14 protein-coding genes are annotated in these 18105 nt (G+C 62.4%); 11 read left to right on the top strand and 3 right to left on the bottom strand.

Annotated elements, in window-relative coordinates:
* The first annotated feature begins 10 nt into the window (after positions 1-10).
* Complete coding sequence (locus BM279_RS11650) at positions 11-967, top strand: methyltransferase (RefSeq protein WP_093504275.1); 957 nt, start codon at positions 11-13, stop codon at positions 965-967.
* A gap of 44 nt (positions 968-1011) precedes the next feature.
* On the opposite strand, the gene dapC is transcribed toward BM279_RS11650, so the two are convergent.
* Positions 1012-2208: a succinyldiaminopimelate transaminase gene (gene dapC / locus BM279_RS11645; RefSeq protein WP_093503888.1), complete on the bottom strand. Its 1197-nt coding sequence runs from the start codon at positions 2206-2208 to the stop codon at positions 1012-1014.
* 312 nt (positions 2209-2520) lie between these two features.
* Between dapC and BM279_RS11640 the strand changes: the two genes are divergently transcribed.
* Positions 2521-4413, top strand: a complete 1893-nt coding sequence (locus BM279_RS11640) for a methyl-accepting chemotaxis protein (RefSeq protein ID WP_093503886.1) — start codon at positions 2521-2523, stop codon at positions 4411-4413.
* A gap of 39 nt (positions 4414-4452) precedes the next feature.
* On the opposite strand, the gene BM279_RS11635 is transcribed toward BM279_RS11640, so the two are convergent.
* Positions 4453-7146 (bottom strand): [protein-PII] uridylyltransferase, encoded by a 2694-nt coding sequence (locus BM279_RS11635; protein WP_093503884.1) that lies wholly within the window; start codon positions 7144-7146, stop codon positions 4453-4455.
* Between the two features lie 40 nt (positions 7147-7186).
* Positions 7187-7993, bottom strand: a complete 807-nt coding sequence (gene map / locus BM279_RS11630; protein WP_279626500.1) for a type I methionyl aminopeptidase — start codon at positions 7991-7993, stop codon at positions 7187-7189.
* Between the two features lie 294 nt (positions 7994-8287).
* Between map and rpsB the strand changes: the two genes are divergently transcribed.
* The 9 genes from rpsB to bamA all read left to right on the top strand — a co-directional run bounded on the left by rpsB (position 8288) and on the right by bamA (position 18072).
* Positions 8288-9031 (top strand): 30S ribosomal protein S2, encoded by a 744-nt coding sequence (gene rpsB, locus BM279_RS11625; RefSeq protein ID WP_013792518.1) that lies wholly within the window; start codon positions 8288-8290, stop codon positions 9029-9031.
* A 128-nt stretch (positions 9032-9159) separates the two neighbouring features.
* Positions 9160-10023: a translation elongation factor Ts gene (gene tsf / locus BM279_RS11620; RefSeq protein WP_027903504.1), complete on the top strand. Its 864-nt coding sequence runs from the start codon at positions 9160-9162 to the stop codon at positions 10021-10023.
* A gap of 185 nt (positions 10024-10208) precedes the next feature.
* The gene (pyrH, locus tag BM279_RS11615) at positions 10209-10952 is read left to right on the top strand and encodes a UMP kinase (RefSeq protein WP_013792516.1); all 744 of its coding nucleotides are present in this window, start codon (positions 10209-10211) and stop codon (positions 10950-10952) included.
* Complete coding sequence (gene frr / locus BM279_RS11610; RefSeq protein ID WP_093503880.1) at positions 10949-11506, top strand: ribosome recycling factor; 558 nt, start codon at positions 10949-10951, stop codon at positions 11504-11506. The genes pyrH and frr overlap by 4 nt, the downstream gene beginning before the upstream one ends.
* 16 nt (positions 11507-11522) lie before the next feature.
* A complete protein-coding gene (gene uppS, locus BM279_RS11605) occupies positions 11523-12287 on the top strand; it encodes a polyprenyl diphosphate synthase (protein ID WP_093503878.1) in 765 nt (254 codons plus the stop codon).
* Positions 12287-13102, top strand: coding sequence for a phosphatidate cytidylyltransferase (locus tag BM279_RS11600; RefSeq protein WP_093503876.1), 816 nt, complete (start codon positions 12287-12289; stop codon positions 13100-13102). Before uppS ends, BM279_RS11600 begins: the two co-directional genes overlap by 1 nt.
* A complete protein-coding gene (gene ispC, locus BM279_RS11595; protein ID WP_093503874.1) occupies positions 13099-14292 on the top strand; it encodes a 1-deoxy-D-xylulose-5-phosphate reductoisomerase in 1194 nt (397 codons plus the stop codon). The genes BM279_RS11600 and ispC overlap by 4 nt, the downstream gene beginning before the upstream one ends.
* Positions 14289-15641 carry an RIP metalloprotease RseP gene (gene rseP, locus BM279_RS11590; RefSeq protein WP_093503872.1) on the top strand — a complete coding sequence of 451 codons (1353 nt, stop codon included), beginning with the start codon at positions 14289-14291 and terminating at the stop codon, positions 15639-15641. The genes ispC and rseP overlap by 4 nt, the downstream gene beginning before the upstream one ends.
* A gap of 73 nt (positions 15642-15714) precedes the next feature.
* Positions 15715-18072 (top strand): outer membrane protein assembly factor BamA, encoded by a 2358-nt coding sequence (gene bamA, locus BM279_RS11585; protein ID WP_093503870.1) that lies wholly within the window; start codon positions 15715-15717, stop codon positions 18070-18072.
* Positions 18073-18105 lie beyond the last annotated feature (33 nt).

The raw sequence follows: 18105 nt of genomic DNA, 5'->3' as shown, positions 1-18105 counted from the left end.
CGGGGCATCGATGCACAGCGAGCAAAACACCGAAAAGCAGCAGGCGTTATTGAGCCTTGGCCAGCATCTCAAGAACGAGGGTTATCGATTCACCACCGGCACGCCGCTGACCCACGAGCGGGTCAACGCGCGCAGCGAAAATCGGCAAGCCTACGACTTGGCCGGCGTGTTTGGTTGGAGCCGGCCGTTCGAGGCGCCGGTGCTGGGCGGCCAGTTGCTGGGGTTGCTGAGAGCCGGCGGCATGTTGGTCGAGGAGGGCGCCCAGTTCGCCAGCGCGGTGCGTTGGTCGAGCCTGGGCGACAACCTGTTCGTGCATTCTCGCTACCCGACGGTGCAGGGCGACGCCGTGTTCTTCGGCCCCGATACCTATCGCTTTGTGCGCGCCATCGATGCCTTTCTTGCCACGCCGTCGACTGCGACGGTGTTGCGGGCGGTGGATATCTGCTGCGGCGCAGGGCCGGGCGCCCTTTGCATCGCCCAGGCACGGCCGGCGGCTCAGGTGCTGGCAGTGGATATCAACCCGCGGGCGCTGGAGTTCACTCGCATCAACGCGGCGCTGGCGGGGGTAAGCAATGTCGAGGCGCTTTACAGCGATCTGCTTAGAGATGTGGATGGCGCGTTCGACCTGATCGTCGCCAATCCGCCCTATATGCTCGACGCCGACAGCCGCGCCTATCGCGATGGCGGTGGTGAGTTGGGCATCGGCCTGTCCCAGGCTATCGTCGAGGCAGCCATCGCTCGCCTGGCGCCGGGCGGCAGTTTGTTGCTGTATACCGGTGTGGCGATGAAGGCGGCGGGTGATCCGTTTCTGGCCTATGTCAAACGCACCTTGGGCGATGCGTCCCTGGCCTGGCGCTATGAAGAAGTGGACCCGGACGTGTTCGGCGAGGAACTGCTCAAGCCTGGCTATGAGCAGGTCGAGCGCATTGCCGCGGTGGTGCTGACGGTTACCCGCACGGCGGGCTGATGGTGTGGCGCTGAGGGCCGTTGCGAGCCCTCAGCGCCCAGGCATCAGGCGTTTTCGATAAAACGGCGGATGCGCTGCGCCGCCTCTACGCATTCGGCCAGGGGCGCGACCAGCGCCATGCGCACTCGACCCGCGCCTGGGTTGAAGCCATTCACGTCGCGAGATAGGTAAGAGCCCGGCACCACGGTGACGTGTTCCCTGGCGAACAGCGCGCGGGTGAACTCGGCATCGTCGCCCGGCGTTTTGGCCCACAGGTAGAAACCGCCGTCCGGGCGCTGAACGTCCATCACGCCGTTGAGAATCGCCAGCACGGCATCGAACTTCTCGCGGTACAGGTCGCGGTTGGCGCGTACATGGTCTTCGTCCTGCCAGGCGGCGATGCTGGCCAGCTGGGTTTGTACCGGCATGGCGCAGCCATGGTAGGTGCGGTACAGCAGGAAGGCTTTGAGAATCTCCGCATCGCCGGCCACGAAGCCCGAGCGCAGGCCCGGCAGATTGGAGCGCTTGGAGAGGCTGTGGAACACCACGCAGCGCTTGAAATCGCTACGGCCCAGCTCGGCGCAGGCAGTCAGCAGACCGGCCGGCGGGTTCGCCTCGTCGAAATACAGCTCGCTGTAGCACTCGTCGGCAGCGATCACGAAGTCGTGCTGGTCGGCCAGGGCGATCAGCTTTTTCAGGGTATCGAGCGGAATCAGTGCGCCGGTCGGGTTGCCCGGCGAGCATAGGAAGAGGATCTGGCAGCGCTGCCAGACGTCAGGCGTGACAGCGTCGAAATCCGGATTGAAGCCATGTTCTTCCAGGCACGGCAGGTAGTGCGGCTGGGTGCCGGCCAGCAGCGCCGCGCCTTCGTAGATCTGGTAGAACGGGTTGGGGCTGACTACCAGGCCATCGACATCACGCTGCGCCACGGTCTGGGTAAAGGCGAACAGCGCCTCGCGGGTGCCGTTGACCGGCAGCACGTGGTGGGCGGCGTCCAGCCAGCCGGCTGGCACCTTGAAGCGTCGCTCGCACCAAGTAGCAATGGCTTCGCGCAGCGCCGGGATGCCCAGGGTGGTCGGGTAGACCGCCATCTGGTCGAGGTTGTCGGTCAGCGCCTTGGCGACGAAAGCCGGCGAGCGGTGCTTGGGTTCGCCGATGGACAGGGCAATGGGCGAGCGATCCGCAGCGGGGGAAACGCCGGCGAGCAGGGCGCGCAGTTTTTCGAAGGGGTAGGGCTGCAGCTGGGCGAGGGCGTGGTTCATGATGATCCGACGGGTCCTTTGTAAGGCGGCGACAAAGCCGGTGACACTAGCACGGCAGCGGTCTCAGGAAAATTTCTTATCGGCGCTGCCCCGTGGTGAGGGCACCAACACGCTGCCTGCTGGTTGGTTTCGGGTCAATCAATCCGCACATTGGCAAACGCGCTTGAGCCGCTCAAGCATGCGCTTTTCCGTCGCCATTTATTTGGCTGACACTTTGGTCAGATTTTTCGTGAAGGTGCTAAAGACGCATCGCTTTGGGTCGATAGCCTGGGCGTAATCCCCTCCGGCATTCCTTTAGCGAGAGCTTCTTTCATGCGCACCCTCAAGTTCAGCCACAAGATCATGCTGGCTGCTTCCCTGGTGGTCATTGCGGCCTTCGCATCCTTTGCGCTGTACAACGATTACCTGCAGCGCACGGCGATTCGCGACAACCTGAGCAACTACCTGCACGATGTCGGTCAGGTGTCGACCGGCAACATCCAGCACTGGCTTTCCGGGCGCATGCAGCTGCTCGACAACCTGGCCGAGTCGGTGCAGGACGACAGCGCCCAGGCGCCGCTGGCCAGAAACCTGCAGCACCGCAGCGTCGCTTCGGCTTTCCTGTATGCCTACTACGGCCAGAACGACGGCACCTACACCCAGTTTCCGCCCAGCGAACTGCCGGCCGGCTACGATCCGCGTCAGCGCCCCTGGTACAAGAGCGCGGCGAACAGCAGCGGCCCGGGCCTGACCGAGCCATACCTGGCGGCTGACCCCCGTGACGGCCTGCTGATCACCATCACCCGCCCGGTCAGCGTTGGCGGCACCCTGCAGGGCGTGGTCGGCGGCGACCTCAAGTTGCAGACCATCGACGACATCCTCAACTCTTTCGATCTGGGCGGCATGGGCTATGCCTTCTTGGTCGACGACAAGGGCACGGTGTTCGTGCACCCGGACAAGAGCCTGGTACTGAAGAAACTCAGCGACCTGTTCCCGGGTGGTGCACCGCGCCTGGATCCGGGCCTGCAGAACGTGGTGGCAGCCGATGGCAGTGCGCGCATCGTCAGCTTCCTGCCGGTGCAGGGCCTGGCGGGCGTGCGCTGGTACGTCGGCCTGTCGGTCGACGAAAGCAAGGCCTTCGCTGCACTGCGTGAATTCCGCATCTCGGCGCTGACCTCCACGGTCATCGGGGTGATCGCCATCCTGCTGCTGCTTGGTGCGCTGATCCGCATTCTGTTGCGTCCGCTGCACGTGATGAGCCACGCCATGAGCGGTATCGCCGAGGGTGAGGGCGACCTGACTCAGCGCCTGAAGGTCGAGTCCGGCGACGAGTTCGGTGAGCTGGCCGGCGCCTTCAACCGCTTCGTCGAGCGTATCCACGAGTCGATCCGTGAAGTGGCTTCTGCCACCCGAGAGGTGCATGCCCGGGTCAGTACCGTGGTACAGGCCTCCAATGCGTCCATGGGTAATTCCAGCGAGCAGGCGGCGCGCACCGACAGCGTCGCTGCGGCGATCAACGAGCTTGGTGCTGCGGCCCAGGAAATCGCCCGCAACGCTGCCGATGCCTCGGTGCAGGCCAGCGAGGCGCGCCGTGATGCCGAAGAAGGCCAGGGCATGGTCGAGCGCACCCTGGGTTCGATGGGTGACCTCTCGGACAAGATCCAGGCCTCTGGCAGCCATATTGAGTTGCTCAGCGAGAAGAGTAACGACATCGGCCAGATTCTCGACGTGATCAAGGGCATTTCCGAGCAGACCAACCTGCTGGCGCTCAACGCCGCCATCGAAGCGGCGCGTGCCGGTGAGGCCGGTCGCGGCTTTGCCGTGGTGGCCGACGAGGTGCGCAACCTGGCTCAGCGTACGCAGAGCTCGGCCCAGGAAATCCAGCAGATGATCGAGCAGTTGCAGTCAGGCGCCCGTGACGCCGTGGCGACCATGGGCGAGAGCCGCCGCTTCAGCGACGACAGCGTGCGTATCGGTGGTCAGGCCGGCGAGAACCTGCGCGGCGTGACCCGCCGCATCGGCGAGATCGACGGCATGAACCAGTCCGTGGCCACAGCCACCGAGGAGCAGACCTCGGTGATCGAGAGCCTGAACATGGATATCACCGAGATCAATACGCTCAACCAGGACGGCGTGCGCAACCTGCAGGCCAGCCTCAGCGCCTGTACCGAACTGGATCAGCAGGTCGGGCGGCTCAAGCAGCTGGTCGACAGCTTCCGCATCTGACACCCACTGCGCGGGCCCCAAATGGGGCCCGCGCTGCATTCAGATGCTGATTTGCGCCGGGCTGGGGCTGCTCGCCGACAGCTGGGTGACGATGGTCTGCTGCAGGCGCGCGCACAGCTCGGGGTCGGACAGCGGCTGGTTGTCGGCATCGGTGACGAAGAACACGTCCTCTACCCGTTCGCCAAGCGTGGCGATCTTGGCGTTCTGCACCGACAGGTCGAAGTCCAGGAAGATGCGCCCGATCTTGGCCAGCAGGCCCGGGCGATCCGGCGCGGTCAGCTCGACCACGGTGACCGGCCGCTGTGCATCGTTGTGAATGGTCACCTGGGGCGCAAAGGCGAAGTGCTTGAGCTGGCGCGGTACGCGGCGCTGGATGATGCTCGGGTACTCGTCCGGGTGCATCAGGGTGTCGATCAGGCTTTGGCGGATCTGCTGGATGCGCTTGGGGTTGTCGCCGATCGAGCCGCCTTCGGCCTCGAGTACGATGTAGGTGTCGAGGGTGAACTGGCTGGTGGAGGTGAGAATACGCGCGTCGTGAATGTTCAGGTTCAGCTGCGCCATGGCCGCTACCGTCACCGCGAAGAAGTCATGCTGATCCGGCGCATAGATGAAGATCTGCGTGCCGCCCTCGAATTCGCGTTGGGTGGTTTCCTTGATCAGTACCAGCGGGCCGCCGTCATCGGGGTGACGGAGGATGGCATCGCTGTGCCAGGCCACGTCGCTGGCGCTGTGGCGCAGGAAGTAGTCATCGCCCAGCTGTGACCAGAGTTGCTCGACGTCGTCGGCATCGGTGCCGGCAGCGGTCAGAATGTCCAATGCTGCAGCCTGGGTCAGGCGAATCTGCTCCTCGCGCTCCACCGGGTTTTCCAGGCCGCGGCGCAGGGCGCTGGCGGTTTCGGTGTACAGCTGGCGCATCAGGCTGGCACGCCAGGAGTTCCACAGCGTCGGGTTGGTAGCGTTGATGTCGGCCACGGTGAGCACGTAGAGGTAATCCAGATGCGTCTGGTCACCGACGAAGGCGGCGAAGTCGTTGATCACCTGCGGGTCGGACAGGTCCTTGCGCTGGGCGGTGGTCGACATCGCCAGGTGGTTCTGCACCAGCCAGACGATCAGCGCGGTGTCCCAGGCCGGCAAGTGGTGGCGCTGGCCGAAGGCTTCGGCATCCAGGGCGCCGATCTCCGAGTGATCGCCGCCGCGGCCCTTGCCGATGTCGTGGTACAGGCCGGCCAGGTAGATCAGCTCGGGCTTGGGCAGCTTGTCGATCAACTGGCTGGCCAGGGGGAATTTCTCCGCCAGCTCCGGCCACTTGAACTTGCGCAGGTGCTTGATCAGGTTGAGCGTGTGGGCGTCGACCGTATAGATGTGGAACAGGTCGTGCTGCATCTGCCCGACGATATGGCCGAACTCCGGCAGGTAGCGGCCGAGGATGCCGTAGCGGTTCATGCGCCGCAGGTTGCGGTGGATGCCCTGCTCGCACTTGAACAGTTCGATGAACAGGCTGGTGTTGCGGATGTCGCGGCGGAACTCGTCGTCGATCAGGTAGCGGTGATCGCGCAGCAGGCGGATGGTGTCGGCGCACACGCCGTTGAGCTCGGGGTGCTGGGCCATCAGCACGAAGATCTCGATGATGGCGAACGGCGTGCGCTTGAAGACGTTGGCGTGGGTGACTTCGATGTAGCCGTCACGCACCTGGAAGCGACTGTTGAGCGGCTGCACCGGCAGGTTTTCACCGGCGCGCAGGATTTCTTCCTCGAAGTGCTGGTTGATCAGGTCGCTCAGCTCGGCGATGGCCATCACCACGCGGTAGTACTTCTGCATGAAGCGCTCGATGGTGCGCTTGGTGTCGCCCTCGTTGTAGCCGAGCAGCTCGGCAACCTTGCTCTGGTGATCGAACAGCAGTCGGTCTTCGGCGCGCCCGGCCAGCATGTGCAGGGCGTAGCGCACCTTCCAGAGAAACTCCTGGCTGGAGGCGAGCAGGGCGTATTCGCTTTCCAGCAGAAAGCCCTGGCCGACCATGGCATGCAAATTCAGCGTGCCGAAATGCCGACGCGCCACCCACAGGATGGTCTGGATATCGCGCAGGCCGCCTGGTGACCCCTTCACGTTGGGTTCCAGGTTGTACTCGGTGTCGTTGTACTTGGCGTGGCGGGCCTTTTGTTCGTCGCGTTTGGCCCGGTAGAAGGCCTTGCTCGGCCACATCTGGGCGGTGGAGGTCACCGTCTGCATGCGCTCGCGCAGGTGCTCGGGGCCGGCGATGGTGCGGCTTTCCATCAGGTTGGTGATGATGGTCAGGTCGGCGCGCGCCTCTTCGCCACACTCGGCCACCGAGCGCACGCTCTGGCCAACTTCCAGGCCGATGTCCCAGAGTAGGGTGAGAAAGCCTTCGATGGGTTCGCGGAAGGTTTCCTGATCGTCCCCGCCAAGCAGGATCAGCAGGTCGATATCGGAATAGGGATGCAGCTCGCCGCGGCCGTAGCCGCCCACCGCCAGCAGGGCGATTTCCGCCTCGCTGCTCCAGGTGAAGCGGTTCCAGGCTTCGAGCAGGATCTGGTCGGTGAAACGGGCGCGATCCTCGACCAGGCGGCGCACGTCGCGGTTGTCGCGAAAACGCGCATCCAGCACCTCGTGGGCGCGGCGGATGGCTTTCTTGAAGGCGCCGATTGGGCTGGACTTGAGCGCCAGTTCCGCCTGGAACTGGCCGCGATCGAACAACTCGGTGTCTGTCAGCGACATGCGGCGGCCTTCCTTCATCTAATTTGTGGGGCGGCGGATCTCAGGCCGAGGTGTGGGCGATGGTGTCGTCGCTGCGCAGGGTAAAGATCTCGTAGCCATCGGCGGTGACCAGCAGGGTGTGCTCCCACTGGGCGGACAGCTTGCGGTCCTTGGTGATGGCGGTCCAGCCGTCACCCAGTACGCGGGTTTCCGGGCGGCCCTGGTTGATCATCGGCTCGATGGTGAAGGTCATGCCTTCCTTGAGCTCCATTCCGGTGCCGGCACGGCCGTAGTGCAGGATCTGCGGGTCTTCGTGGAACACCGAGCCGATGCCGTGGCCACAGAACTCACGCACCACCGAGAAGCCGTGTTTCTCGGCGTGCTTCTGGATCACTTCGCCGATGTCGCCCAGGCGTGCACCCGGACGCACCACTTCGATGCCTTTATAGAGGCATTCCTGAGTGACGCGCGACAGGCGTTCGGCCCACTCCGGCACTTTGCCGATATGGAACATACGGCTGGTGTCGCCGAAGTAGCCGTCCTTGATCACGGTAACGTCGATATTCATCACGTCACCTTCCTTGAGCGGCTTGTCGTTGGGGATGCCGTGGCATACCACGTGGTTGAGCGAGGTGCAGATGGATTTCGGAAAGCCCGGGCGGCCCGGCGCTGCGCCGTAGTTGAGCGGGGCGGGAATGGCCTTCTGCACGTCGACGATATAGTTGTGGCAGATGGTGTTGAGTTCGTCCGTGGTAACGCCGGGTTTGACGTGTTCGGCGATCATCTCCAGTACGTCGGCGGCCAGGCGACCGGCGATGCGCATTTTCTCGATTTCGTCGGGCGTCTTCAGGGTGACGGTCATGGTGATCTCGTAAGCTCGATAGAGGACGACATTCTAAGCCGCAGGCCACAAGCTGCAAGCCACAAGTGCGGGCACGGCGCCGATCCTGAGCTAGACTCAATGGTCCGGGCGCACGGCCTTAGCGCTTGTGTCTGGCTCTTGTAGCTTACGGCTGCTTGTTGTGGTATAAAACGCGCCGCTTTACGGGGTAGACCCCGAAAGCCTAAACCCCACACACGTATCGACACGATTTCCTGGGTGCCCGCAAGGGTTGGAAATTGGGATGCGTGGAGGCCTAACCCGACTTATCAAGGAACTATCATGTCCCAAGTCAATATGCGCGATATGCTGAAGGCCGGTGTGCACTTCGGCCACCAGACCCGTTACTGGAACCCGAAAATGGGCAAGTACATTTTCGGCGCGCGCAACAAGATTCACATCATCAACCTGGAAAAGACCCTGCCGATGTTCAACGACGCCCTGTCGTTCGTTGAAAAGCTGGCTGCTGGCAAGAACAAGATCCTGTTCGTCGGCACCAAGCGTTCCGCTGGCAAGATCGTTCGCGAAGAAGCTGCTCGTTGCGGCTCGCCGTTCGTCGATCACCGCTGGTTGGGCGGCATGCTCACCAACTACAAAACCATCCGTGCCTCGATCAAGCGTCTGCGCGATCTGGAAGTACAGTCCCAGGACGGTACCTTCAGCAAGCTGACCAAGAAAGAAGCCCTGATGCGCACCCGTGATCTGGAAAAACTGGATCGCAGCCTGGGTGGTATCAAGGATATGGGCGGTCTGCCGGACGCGTTGTTCGTCATCGACGTTGATCACGAGCGCATCGCGATCACCGAAGCCAACAAGCTGGGCATCCCGGTTATCGGCGTTGTCGATACCAACAGCAGCCCGGAAGGCGTTGACTACATCATCCCGGGTAACGACGACGCCATTCGCGCCATCCAGCTGTACATGGGTGCCATGGCCGACGCCGTGATCCGTGGTCGCAGCAACACCGGCGGCGCTACCGAAGAGTTCGTCGAAGAAGCGCCGGCTGCAGAAGCTGCCGAAGGCTAAGCGGTAACGCAGAGCATCTCGTGTTATGCGCTGCGCAAAAAGGGGGCTAGGCCCCCTTTTTGCCACTCACAGATTTGATCGCCCGCCGTGCGGGTGATGGTTGAAGACCTACCAAGAGGATTTTCAAGATGGCAGAGATTACTGCAGCACTGGTCAAGGAACTGCGCGAGCGTACCGGCCAAGGCATGATGGAATGCAAGAAGGCCCTGGTTGCCGCCGGTGGCGACATCGAGAAGGCCATTGATGACATGCGCGCTTCGGGCGCCATCAAGGCTGCCAAGAAGGCTGGCAACATCGCTGCTGAAGGTTCCATCGCCGTTCGCGTCGAAGGCAACCGTGGCCTGATCATCGAAGTCAACTCGCAGACCGACTTCCTGGCTCTGCAGGACGACTTCAAGGCTTTCGTCAAGGAAAGCCTGGACGAAGCCTTCGAGAAGAACCTGACCGAAGCCGCTCCGCTGATCGCCTCGCGCGAATCCGCTCGTGAAGCCCTGGTTGCCAAGTGTGGCGAGAACGTCAACATCCGTCGTCTGACTGCTGTTTCCGGTGACACCGTTGGTGCCTACCTGCACGGCCACCGTATCGGCGTTCTGGTTGTCCTGAAAGGCGGCAACGACGAACTGGCCAAGCACGTTGCCATGCACGTCGCCGCTTCCAACCCGGCCGTTGTTTCCCCGGATCAGGTTTCCGAGGAACTGGTTGCCAAGGAAAAGGAAATCTTCCTGCAGCTGAACGCCGAGAAGATCGCCGGCAAGCCGGAAAACATCGTCGAGAACATGGTCAAGGGTCGTATCGCCAAGTTCCTGGCTGAAGCCAGTCTGGTCGAGCAAGCCTTCATCATGGATCCGGAAGTCAAGGTCGGTGACCTAGTGAAGAAAGCCGGTGCCGAAGTCGTTTCCTTCGTTCGTTACGAAGTGGGCGAGGGCATCGAGAAGGCCGAGACCGACTTCGCTGCCGAAGTTGCTGCTCAGGTTGCTGCCAGCAAGCAGTGATAACTGCTTAGGTAGCGCCCCAGAAGAGGCTGCCCGCTCACGCGCGCGGCCTCTTTTTCAAAGGGGATTTTTTTCGAAACGACGGTTGGTGCCTGTGGCACTCACGGTCGTGAGCGCTGTCGAAGCGCTCGATATGCGAGCCACTCGGTTCGCAGGTTTTTCTTACGCCGCAGGAGAGATTGGTAATGGCTCAGCAGGTGAGTGGTCGTCAACCGCGCTACAAGCGCATTCTGCTCAAACTCAGCGGCGAGGCCCTGATGGGCTCCGAAGATTTCGGCATCGATCCCAAGGTGCTCGATCGCATGGCGCTGGAAGTCGGTCAGTTGGTCGGTATCGGCGTGCAAGTGGGTGTAGTGATCGGCGGTGGCAACCTGTTCCGTGGCGCTGCATTGAGCGCTGCCGGCATGGACCGCGTTACCGGTGACCACATGGGCATGCTGGCCACGGTGATGAACGCCCTTGCCATGCGTGACGCCCTGGAGCGCTCGAACATCCCGGCGCTGGTCATGTCGGCCATCTCCATGGTCGGCGTCACCGATCACTACGATCGCCGCAAGGCCATGCGCCATCTGAAGACCGGTGAGGTGGTGATCTTCGCCGCTGGCACTGGCAACCCGTTCTTCACCACCGACTCGGCCGCCTGCTTGCGGGGTATCGAGATCGACGCCGATGTGGTGCTGAAGGCAACCAAGGTCGATGGTGTGTACACTGCCGATCCATTCAAAGATCCGCATGCGGAGAAGTTCGATCGCCTCACCTATGACGAGGTGCTCGATCGCAAGCTGGGTGTGATGGATCTGACGGCTATTTGCCTGTGCCGTGATCACAACATGCCGCTGCGCGTTTTCAACATGAACAAGCCCGGTGCCCTGCTCAATGTCGTGGTGGGCGGCGCCGAAGGCACTCTGGTCGAGGAAGGTAAAGAATGATCAACGAAATCAAGAAGGACGCCCAGGCGCGCATGCAGAAGAGCCTGGAATCGCTGGCTCATGCATTCAGCCGCATTCGTACCGGTCAGGCTCACCCCAGCATCCTCAGTGGCGTGATGGTTCCGTACTACGGCGCCGACACCCCGCTCAACCAGGTTGCCAGCGTTACCGTCAAGGACTCGCGTACCCTGCAGGTCGTGGCCTTCGAGCGCAGCATGCTGAGCGCAGTCGACAAGGCCATCCAGAGCTCCGGTCTGGGCTTCAACCCGACCAACCTGGGCGAGTTGCTGCTGGTCACCATGCCGGCGTTGACCGAAGAAACCCGCCGCGGCTTCACCAAGCAGGCCCGTGATGCTGCCGAAGACGCCCGTGTTGCCGTGCGCAACATCCGTCGTGACGCCATGAGCCAGCTCAAGGATCTGGTGAAGGAAAAGGAAATCACCGAGGACGAAGAGCGCCGCGCCGCTGACGACGTACAGAAGCTGACCGACAAGTTCGTGGGCGAAATCGACGTCGCCGTGAAGCAGAAAGAAGCGGACCTGATGGCCGTCTGACGGCCAGGAAGTCGCCATGGACAATTCCAAAGTCGGTGCCGTGATGGCCGTTCCACGGCACGTGGCGATCATTATGGATGGTAACAACCGCTGGGCGCGCAAACGCCTGTTGCCTGGCGTCGCCGGGCATAAGGCCGGCGTCGATGCGGTGCGAGCGGTCATCGAAGTGTGCGCCGATTCCGGCGTTGAAGTGCTGACCCTGTTCGCTTTCTCCAGTGAGAACTGGCAGCGCCCGGCCGATGAGGTCGGTGCGCTGATGGAGCTGTTCCTCAGTGCCCTGCGTCGCGAGGCACGCAAGCTCGACGAGAACCGCATCAGCCTGCGCATCATCGGCGACCGTTCGCGCTTCCATCCCGAGCTGCAGGCCGCCATGCGCGAAGCCGAAGCGGCGACCGCCGGCGCGCCGGGCGAGCAGCGCTTCATCCTGCAGATCGCCGCCAACTACGGCGGTCAGTGGGATATCGCCCAGGCCGCGCAACGCCTGGCGCGTGAAGTGCAGGGCGGTCATCTGCAACCCGAGGACATCACCCCGCGTCTGTTGCAGGGTTGTCTGGCCACTGGTGAGCAGCCGCTGCCGGATCTGTGCATCCGCACGGGCGGCGAACACCGGGTCAGCAATTTCCTGCTCTGGCAGATGGCCTACAGTGAATTGTACTTCTCCGACCTGCTGTGGCCGGACTTCAAGCACGACGCCATGCGCGCAGCGCTGGCGGATTTTGCCAAGCGCCAACGGCGTTTTGGCAAAACCAGTGAACAAGTCGAAGCCGAGGCCCGCGCCTGATGCTCAAGCAACGAATCATTACGGCGCTGATCCTGCTGCCGATCGCCCTGGCAGGTTTCTTCCTGCTCGAAGGTGGCGCATTCGCGCTGTTCATCGCCGTAGTGGTCGTGCTCGGTGCCTGGGAGTGGGCCCGCCTGGCGGGCTTCGAGGCCCAGCCGCTGCGTGTTGCCTATGCCGCCCTGGTGGCGGTGTTGCTTTATCTGGTTTACGCCGCCCCCGCGCTGGCGCCCTGGCTGTTGGCCATCGGCGTGCTGTGGTGGGCGTTCGCGACCTTTCTGGTGCTCAACTACCCGGATAGCAGCCGCTACTGGGGCGGTCTGCCGGGGCGTCTGGCGATAGGCCTGCTGATTCTGCTGCCGGCCTGGCAAGGACTGGTGGTGATCAAGCAGTGGCAGCTGGCCAACTGGCTAATCCTGGCGGTGATGGCGCTGGTCTGGGTGGCGGATATCGGCGCCTATTTCTCCGGCAAGCGCTTCGGCAAGCGCAAGCTGGCCCCGCAGGTCAGTCCTGGCAAGAGCTGGGAAGGCCTGGTCGGTGGTTTGCTGCTCAGCCTGCTGCTGACCATCGTGGTCGGCGTTGTTCGTGATTGGTCGTTTACTCAGTTTCTGCAGGCGCTACCGGCCGCTGCCTTGGTGGTGCTGATCTCCGTGGTTGGTGACCTGACCGAGAGCATGTTCAAGCGTCAGTCCGGCATCAAGGACAGCAGCAATCTGCTGCCGGGGCATGGTGGGGTGCTCGACCGCATCGACAGCCTGACCGCCGCGGTGCCGGTATTCGCCCTGCTGCTGTGGCTGGCTGGCTGGGGCACATTGTGAGCCAGGTTCAGCAGATCACCGTTCTTGGTGCAACCGGCTCAATCGGTCTCAGCACCCTCGATGTCATCGCCCGCCATCCGTCGCGTTACCAGGCTTTTGCCCTGACCGCTTTCACGCGGCTGGCCGAGCTGGAGGCGCTTTGCGTCATTCACCGGCCGCGTTTCGCCGTTGTAGCCGATGCCGTAGCGGCAGCCGATCTGCAAGCTCGCCTGCAGCAGGCCGGGCTGGATACTCGCGTATTGTCTGGCGAGGCCGGATTGTGCGAGGTTGCCGCCCATGCCGAGGTGGATGCCGTGATGGCTGCCATCGTCGGTGCGGCCGGGCTCAAGCCGACACTGGCTGCGGTCGAAGCCGGCAAGAAGGTACTGCTTGCCAACAAGGAAGCCCTGGTGATGTCTGGCGCGCTGTTCATGCGCGCGGTGCGTCAGAGTGGCGCCGTGCTGCTGCCGATCGACAGCGAGCACAACGCGATCTTCCAGTGCCTGCCTCAGGATTACGCTCGTGGCCTGCAGCCGGTCGGCGTGCGGCGTATCCTGCTCACCGCCTCTGGTGGCCCGTTTCGTCAGGCCTCGCCCGAGTCGCTGCACGCGGTAACGCCCGAGCAGGCCTGTGCTCACCCAAACTGGTCGATGGGCCGCAAGATTTCCGTCGACTCGGCGAGCATGATGAATAAGGGCCTGGAGCTGATCGAAGCCTGCTGGCTGTTCGATGCGTGCCCGGAGCAGGTCGAGGTGTTGATTCACCCGCAGAGCGTCATCCATTCGTTGGTCGATTACGTCGATGGTTCGGTGCTCGCTCAACTGGGTAATCCCGACATGCGCACGCCCATCGCCCATGCGCTGGCCTGGCCGCAGCGCATCGACTCGGGTGTGGCGCCGCTGGATCTGCTCGCGGTGGCGCGTCTGGATTTCCAGGCGCCGGATGATGTTCGCTTCCCCTGTCTGCGCCTTGCCCGCGAGGCCGCCGAAGCAGGCGGCAGCGCGCCGGCCATGCTCAATGCCGCGAACGAGGTGGCGGTGGCGGCATTTCTCGAGCGGCGGATTCGCTTTACCGATATCGCGCGTATCATTGGCAGCGTTCTCGAGGCAGAGCCTAGCGTTGCGGTGGACTGTCTCGATGCCGTGCTTGAAGCTGACCGCCGCGCGCGGGAGCTGGCCGGGCAATGGTTGAATCGTGGAGAGGTGGCATGAGCGCACTCTATATGATCGTCGGTACCCTGATCGCCCTCGGGGTGCTGGTGACCTTTCATGAATACGGTCATTTCTGGGTTGCTCGCCGCTGTGGCGTCAAGGTGCTGCGCTTCTCCGTAGGTTTCGGCACGCCGCTGGTGCGCTGGCACGACCGTCAGGGCACCGAATTCGTGATCGCCGCCATCCCGCTGGGTGGCTATGTGAAGATGCTCGATGAGCGCGAAGGCGATGTGCCGCCGGAGTTGGCCGAGCAGTCGTTCAATCGCAAGACCGTCAAGCAGCGCTTCGCCATCGTCGCCGCTGGGCCGGCTGCCAACTTCGCCCTGGCCCTGGTGTTCTTCTGGCTGGTGGCCATGCTCGGCAGCCAGCAGGTGCGCCCGGTCATTGGCGCCGTGGAGTCGGGCAGCCTGGCTCAGGTCGCTGGCCTGCAGGCCGGTGAGGAAATCGTTTCGGTCAACGGCAAGGCGGTCACCGGCTGGTCGGCGGTCAACCTGCAGTTGGTACGCCGCCTCGGCGAAAGCGGCGAGCTGCTGATCACCACCCGCCATCCTGATGGTGGAGCCGATACTCCGCACCGCGTCGAGCTGGACAACTGGCTGCGCGGCGCCAATGAGCCGGATCCGATTGCCTCGCTGGGTATCCGCCCGTGGCGGCCAAGCCTCGAGCCAGTGCTCGCCGAGTTCGACCCTGAAGGGCCGGCCCAGGCCGCCGGCCTGCGCATTGGAGATCGCCTGCTGGCGCTCGACGATCAGCCGCTGAGCGACTGGCAGGATCTGGTCGATCGTGTGCGCGGGCTGCCGGGCAAGTCGGTATCCATTGCGCTGGAGCGCGATGGGCTGCGTCTGGATGTGCCCGTCACCCTGGCCGCGAAAGGCGAGGGCGAGGCGGCCACTGGCTACCTCGGCGCCGGCGTGGCAGCGGCTCAGTGGCCGCCTGAAATGCTCCGTGAAGTCAGCTACGGCCCGCTGCAGGCGGTCGGTGAAGCGGGCACACGCACTTGGACGATGAGCCTCCTGACTCTCGATTCACTGAAGAAAATGCTCTTCGGTGAGCTCTCGGTAAAAAACTTGAGTGGGCCGATAACCATTGCTAAAGTGGCGGGCGCTTCGGCCGAGTCGGGCCTTGGGGACTTTTTGAATTTCCTCGCGTACCTGAGCATCAGCCTGGGCGTTCTCAATTTGCTGCCCATCCCGGTTCTGGATGGCGGACATCTGCTTTATTACCTGCTCGAGTGGGTGCGAGGCCGCCCGCTTTCGGAACGGGTGCAGGGTTGGGGGATGCAGATTGGTATCAGCCTGGTGATCGGGGTGATGCTGCTGGCTCTGGTCAACGACCTTGGTCGCTTGTGAGCTCAGCTGAATTATATATCTTTCGTCTCGAACGACTGATTTCTTATCGTTAGTTGGAATAAGAAAGGACTTCATGAAACGTCTGCTGCTACCTGCGGTTCTTTCCGCATTGATGATCGCCGAAGTTCACGCCGAGTCCTTCACCATCTCCGATATTCGCGTTAACGGCCTGCAGCGCGTCTCCGCGGGCAGCCTGTTTGGCGCACTGCCTCTGAACGTTGGCGAGTCGGCCGACGACCGTACGCTTACCGAAGCGACGCGCGAACTGTTCAAAACCGGTTTCTTCCAGGACATCCAGCTCGGCCGCGACGGCAACGTGCTGGTCATTACCGTTGTCGAGCGTCCGTCGATCTCCAGCATCGAGATCGAAGGCAACAAGGCCATCAGCACCGATGACCTGATGAAGGGCTTGAAGCAGTCCGGCCTCGACGAAGGTGAAATCTTCCAACGCGCGACTCTGGAAGGCGTGCGTAACGAATTGCAACGTCAGTACGTGGCCCAGGGCCGTTATTCCGCCGAAATCGACGCCGAAGTGATTCCTCAGCCGCGCAATCGCGTGGCGCTGAAGATCAACATCAACGAAGGCAGCGTCGCGGCCATTCAGCACATCAATGTGGTCGGCAACAAGGTCTTCTCTGATGAAGAGTTGCAGGATCTGTTCGAGCTGAAAACTACCAACTGGCTGTCCTTCTTCAAGAACGATGACAAGTACGCCCGCGAGAAGCTCTCCGGTGACCTGGAGCGTTTGCGTTCCTATTATCTGGACCGCGGCTACATCAACATGGATATCACCTCTACCCAGGTATCCATCACTCCGGACAAGAAGCATGTCTACATCACCGTCAACGTCGACGAGGGTGAAAAGTACACCGTTCGCGACGTGAAGCTGTCCGGCGACCTCAAGGTGCCGGAAGAAGAAGTACGCGCGTTGCTGCTGGTCAAGGAAGGTCAGGTGTTCTCCCGCAAGGTGATGACTTCCACCAGCGAATTGATCACGCGTCGCCTGGGCAACGAGGGCTACACCTTCGCCAACGTCAACGGTGTGCCAGAGCCGCACAACGATGACAACACCGTATCCATCACTTTCGTCGTGGATCCGGGCAAGCGTGCCTACGTCAATCGCATCAACTTCCGCGGTAACACCAAGACCGAAGACGAAGTACTGCGTCGCGAAATGCGCCAGATGGAAGGCGGCTGGGCTTCGACCTATCTGATCGACCAGTCGAAGACGCGTCTGGAGCGTCTGGGCTTCTTCAAGGAAGTCAACGTCGAGACCCCTCAGGTGCCGGGCACCGATGACCAGGTCGACGTCAACTACAGCGTCGAGGAACAGGCATCGGGCTCGATCACCGCCAGCGTGGGCTTTGCCCAGAACGCCGGTCTGATCCTCGGCGGCTCGATTACCCAGAACAACTTCCTGGGTAGCGGTAACCGCGTCAGCATTGGCCTGACCCGCAGCGAATACCAGAGTCGCTACAACTTCTCCTATACCGATCCGTACTGGACCGAAGATGGCGTGAGCCTGGGCTACAACGCCTTCTACCGCACCACCGACTACGACAAGCTCGATGTGGACGTGTCCAGCTACTCGGTCGACAGCCTCGGTGCCGGCATCAATATCGGTTACCCGATCAGCGAGACCTCGCGCCTGACATATGGGCTGACCGTACAGCAGGACGAGATCAACACCGGCCGCTATACCGTCGACGAGATCTTCGACTTCACCCGTCAGGAAGGCGACAAGTACCTCAACTTCAAGGCGTCTGCCGGCTGGTCCGAGTCGACCCTCAACCGTGGCGTGCTGGCCAACCGTGGCCACTCGCAGAGCCTGGTATTCGAAACCACGGTGCCGGGTAGCGACCTTTCGTTCTACAAAATCGATTACCGCGGCCAGATCTTCAAGCCGCTGACCGATACCTACACCATGCGCTTCCATACGCAGCTGGGTTACGGCGGCGCCTTCGGTTCCACCAGCAAGCTGCCGTTCTACGAGAACTACTACGCCGGTGGTTTCAACTCTGTGCGAGGCTTCAAGGACAGCAGCCTGGGCCCGCGCAGTACACCGAGTACTGGTCAAAATGGCACGGCGCGTGACCCAGATCAGGATCCGTTGCCGTTCGGTGGCAACGTACTGATCCAGGGTGGTGCCGAATTGCTGTTCCCGATGCCATTCGTCAAGGACCAGCGCTCGCTGCGTACTGCGCTGTTCTGGGATGTGGGTAACGTCTTCGATACAGACTGCAGCGCCGGCCAGAAGCGCCGTGGCGACAGCTGCGACATCGATTTCGGCAACCTGGCCAGCTCTGTGGGTGTTGGCGTCACCTGGATCACGGCTCTCGGTCCGCTGAGCTTCAGTCTGGGCATGCCGATCAAGAAACCGGATGATGCCGACACCCAGGTGTTCCAGTTCTCCCTCGGTCAGACGTTTTAAGCGTCTGCTCATGAATCAAGACAGTTTTCTGCA

The organism is Phytopseudomonas straminea (assembly GCF_900112645.1).
GTDB classification, from domain to species: domain Bacteria; phylum Pseudomonadota; class Gammaproteobacteria; order Pseudomonadales; family Pseudomonadaceae; genus Aquipseudomonas; species Aquipseudomonas straminea.
This window is presented reverse-complemented; position numbering and strand designations above follow the sequence as displayed.

Coding starts and splice junctions, on each gene's coding strand:
- BM279_RS11640 (WP_093503886.1), top strand. CDS start 2,521: ATGCGCACCCTCAAGTTCAGCCACAAGATCATGCTGGCTGCTTCCCTG.
- dapC (WP_093503888.1), bottom strand. CDS start 2,208: ATGAACCACGCCCTCGCCCAGCTGCAGCCCTACCCCTTCGAAAAACTG.
- uppS (WP_093503878.1), top strand. CDS start 11,523: ATGGACAATTCCAAAGTCGGTGCCGTGATGGCCGTTCCACGGCACGTG.
- rseP (WP_093503872.1), top strand. CDS start 14,289: ATGAGCGCACTCTATATGATCGTCGGTACCCTGATCGCCCTCGGGGTG.
- frr (WP_093503880.1), top strand. CDS start 10,949: ATGATCAACGAAATCAAGAAGGACGCCCAGGCGCGCATGCAGAAGAGC.
- pyrH (WP_013792516.1), top strand. CDS start 10,209: ATGGCTCAGCAGGTGAGTGGTCGTCAACCGCGCTACAAGCGCATTCTG.
- tsf (WP_027903504.1), top strand. CDS start 9,160: ATGGCAGAGATTACTGCAGCACTGGTCAAGGAACTGCGCGAGCGTACC.
- bamA (WP_093503870.1), top strand. CDS start 15,715: ATGAAACGTCTGCTGCTACCTGCGGTTCTTTCCGCATTGATGATCGCC.
- BM279_RS11600 (WP_093503876.1), top strand. CDS start 12,287: ATGCTCAAGCAACGAATCATTACGGCGCTGATCCTGCTGCCGATCGCC.
- BM279_RS11635 (WP_093503884.1), bottom strand. CDS start 7,146: ATGTCGCTGACAGACACCGAGTTGTTCGATCGCGGCCAGTTCCAGGCG.
- rpsB (WP_013792518.1), top strand. CDS start 8,288: ATGTCCCAAGTCAATATGCGCGATATGCTGAAGGCCGGTGTGCACTTC.
- BM279_RS11650 (WP_093504275.1), top strand. CDS start 11: ATGCACAGCGAGCAAAACACCGAAAAGCAGCAGGCGTTATTGAGCCTT.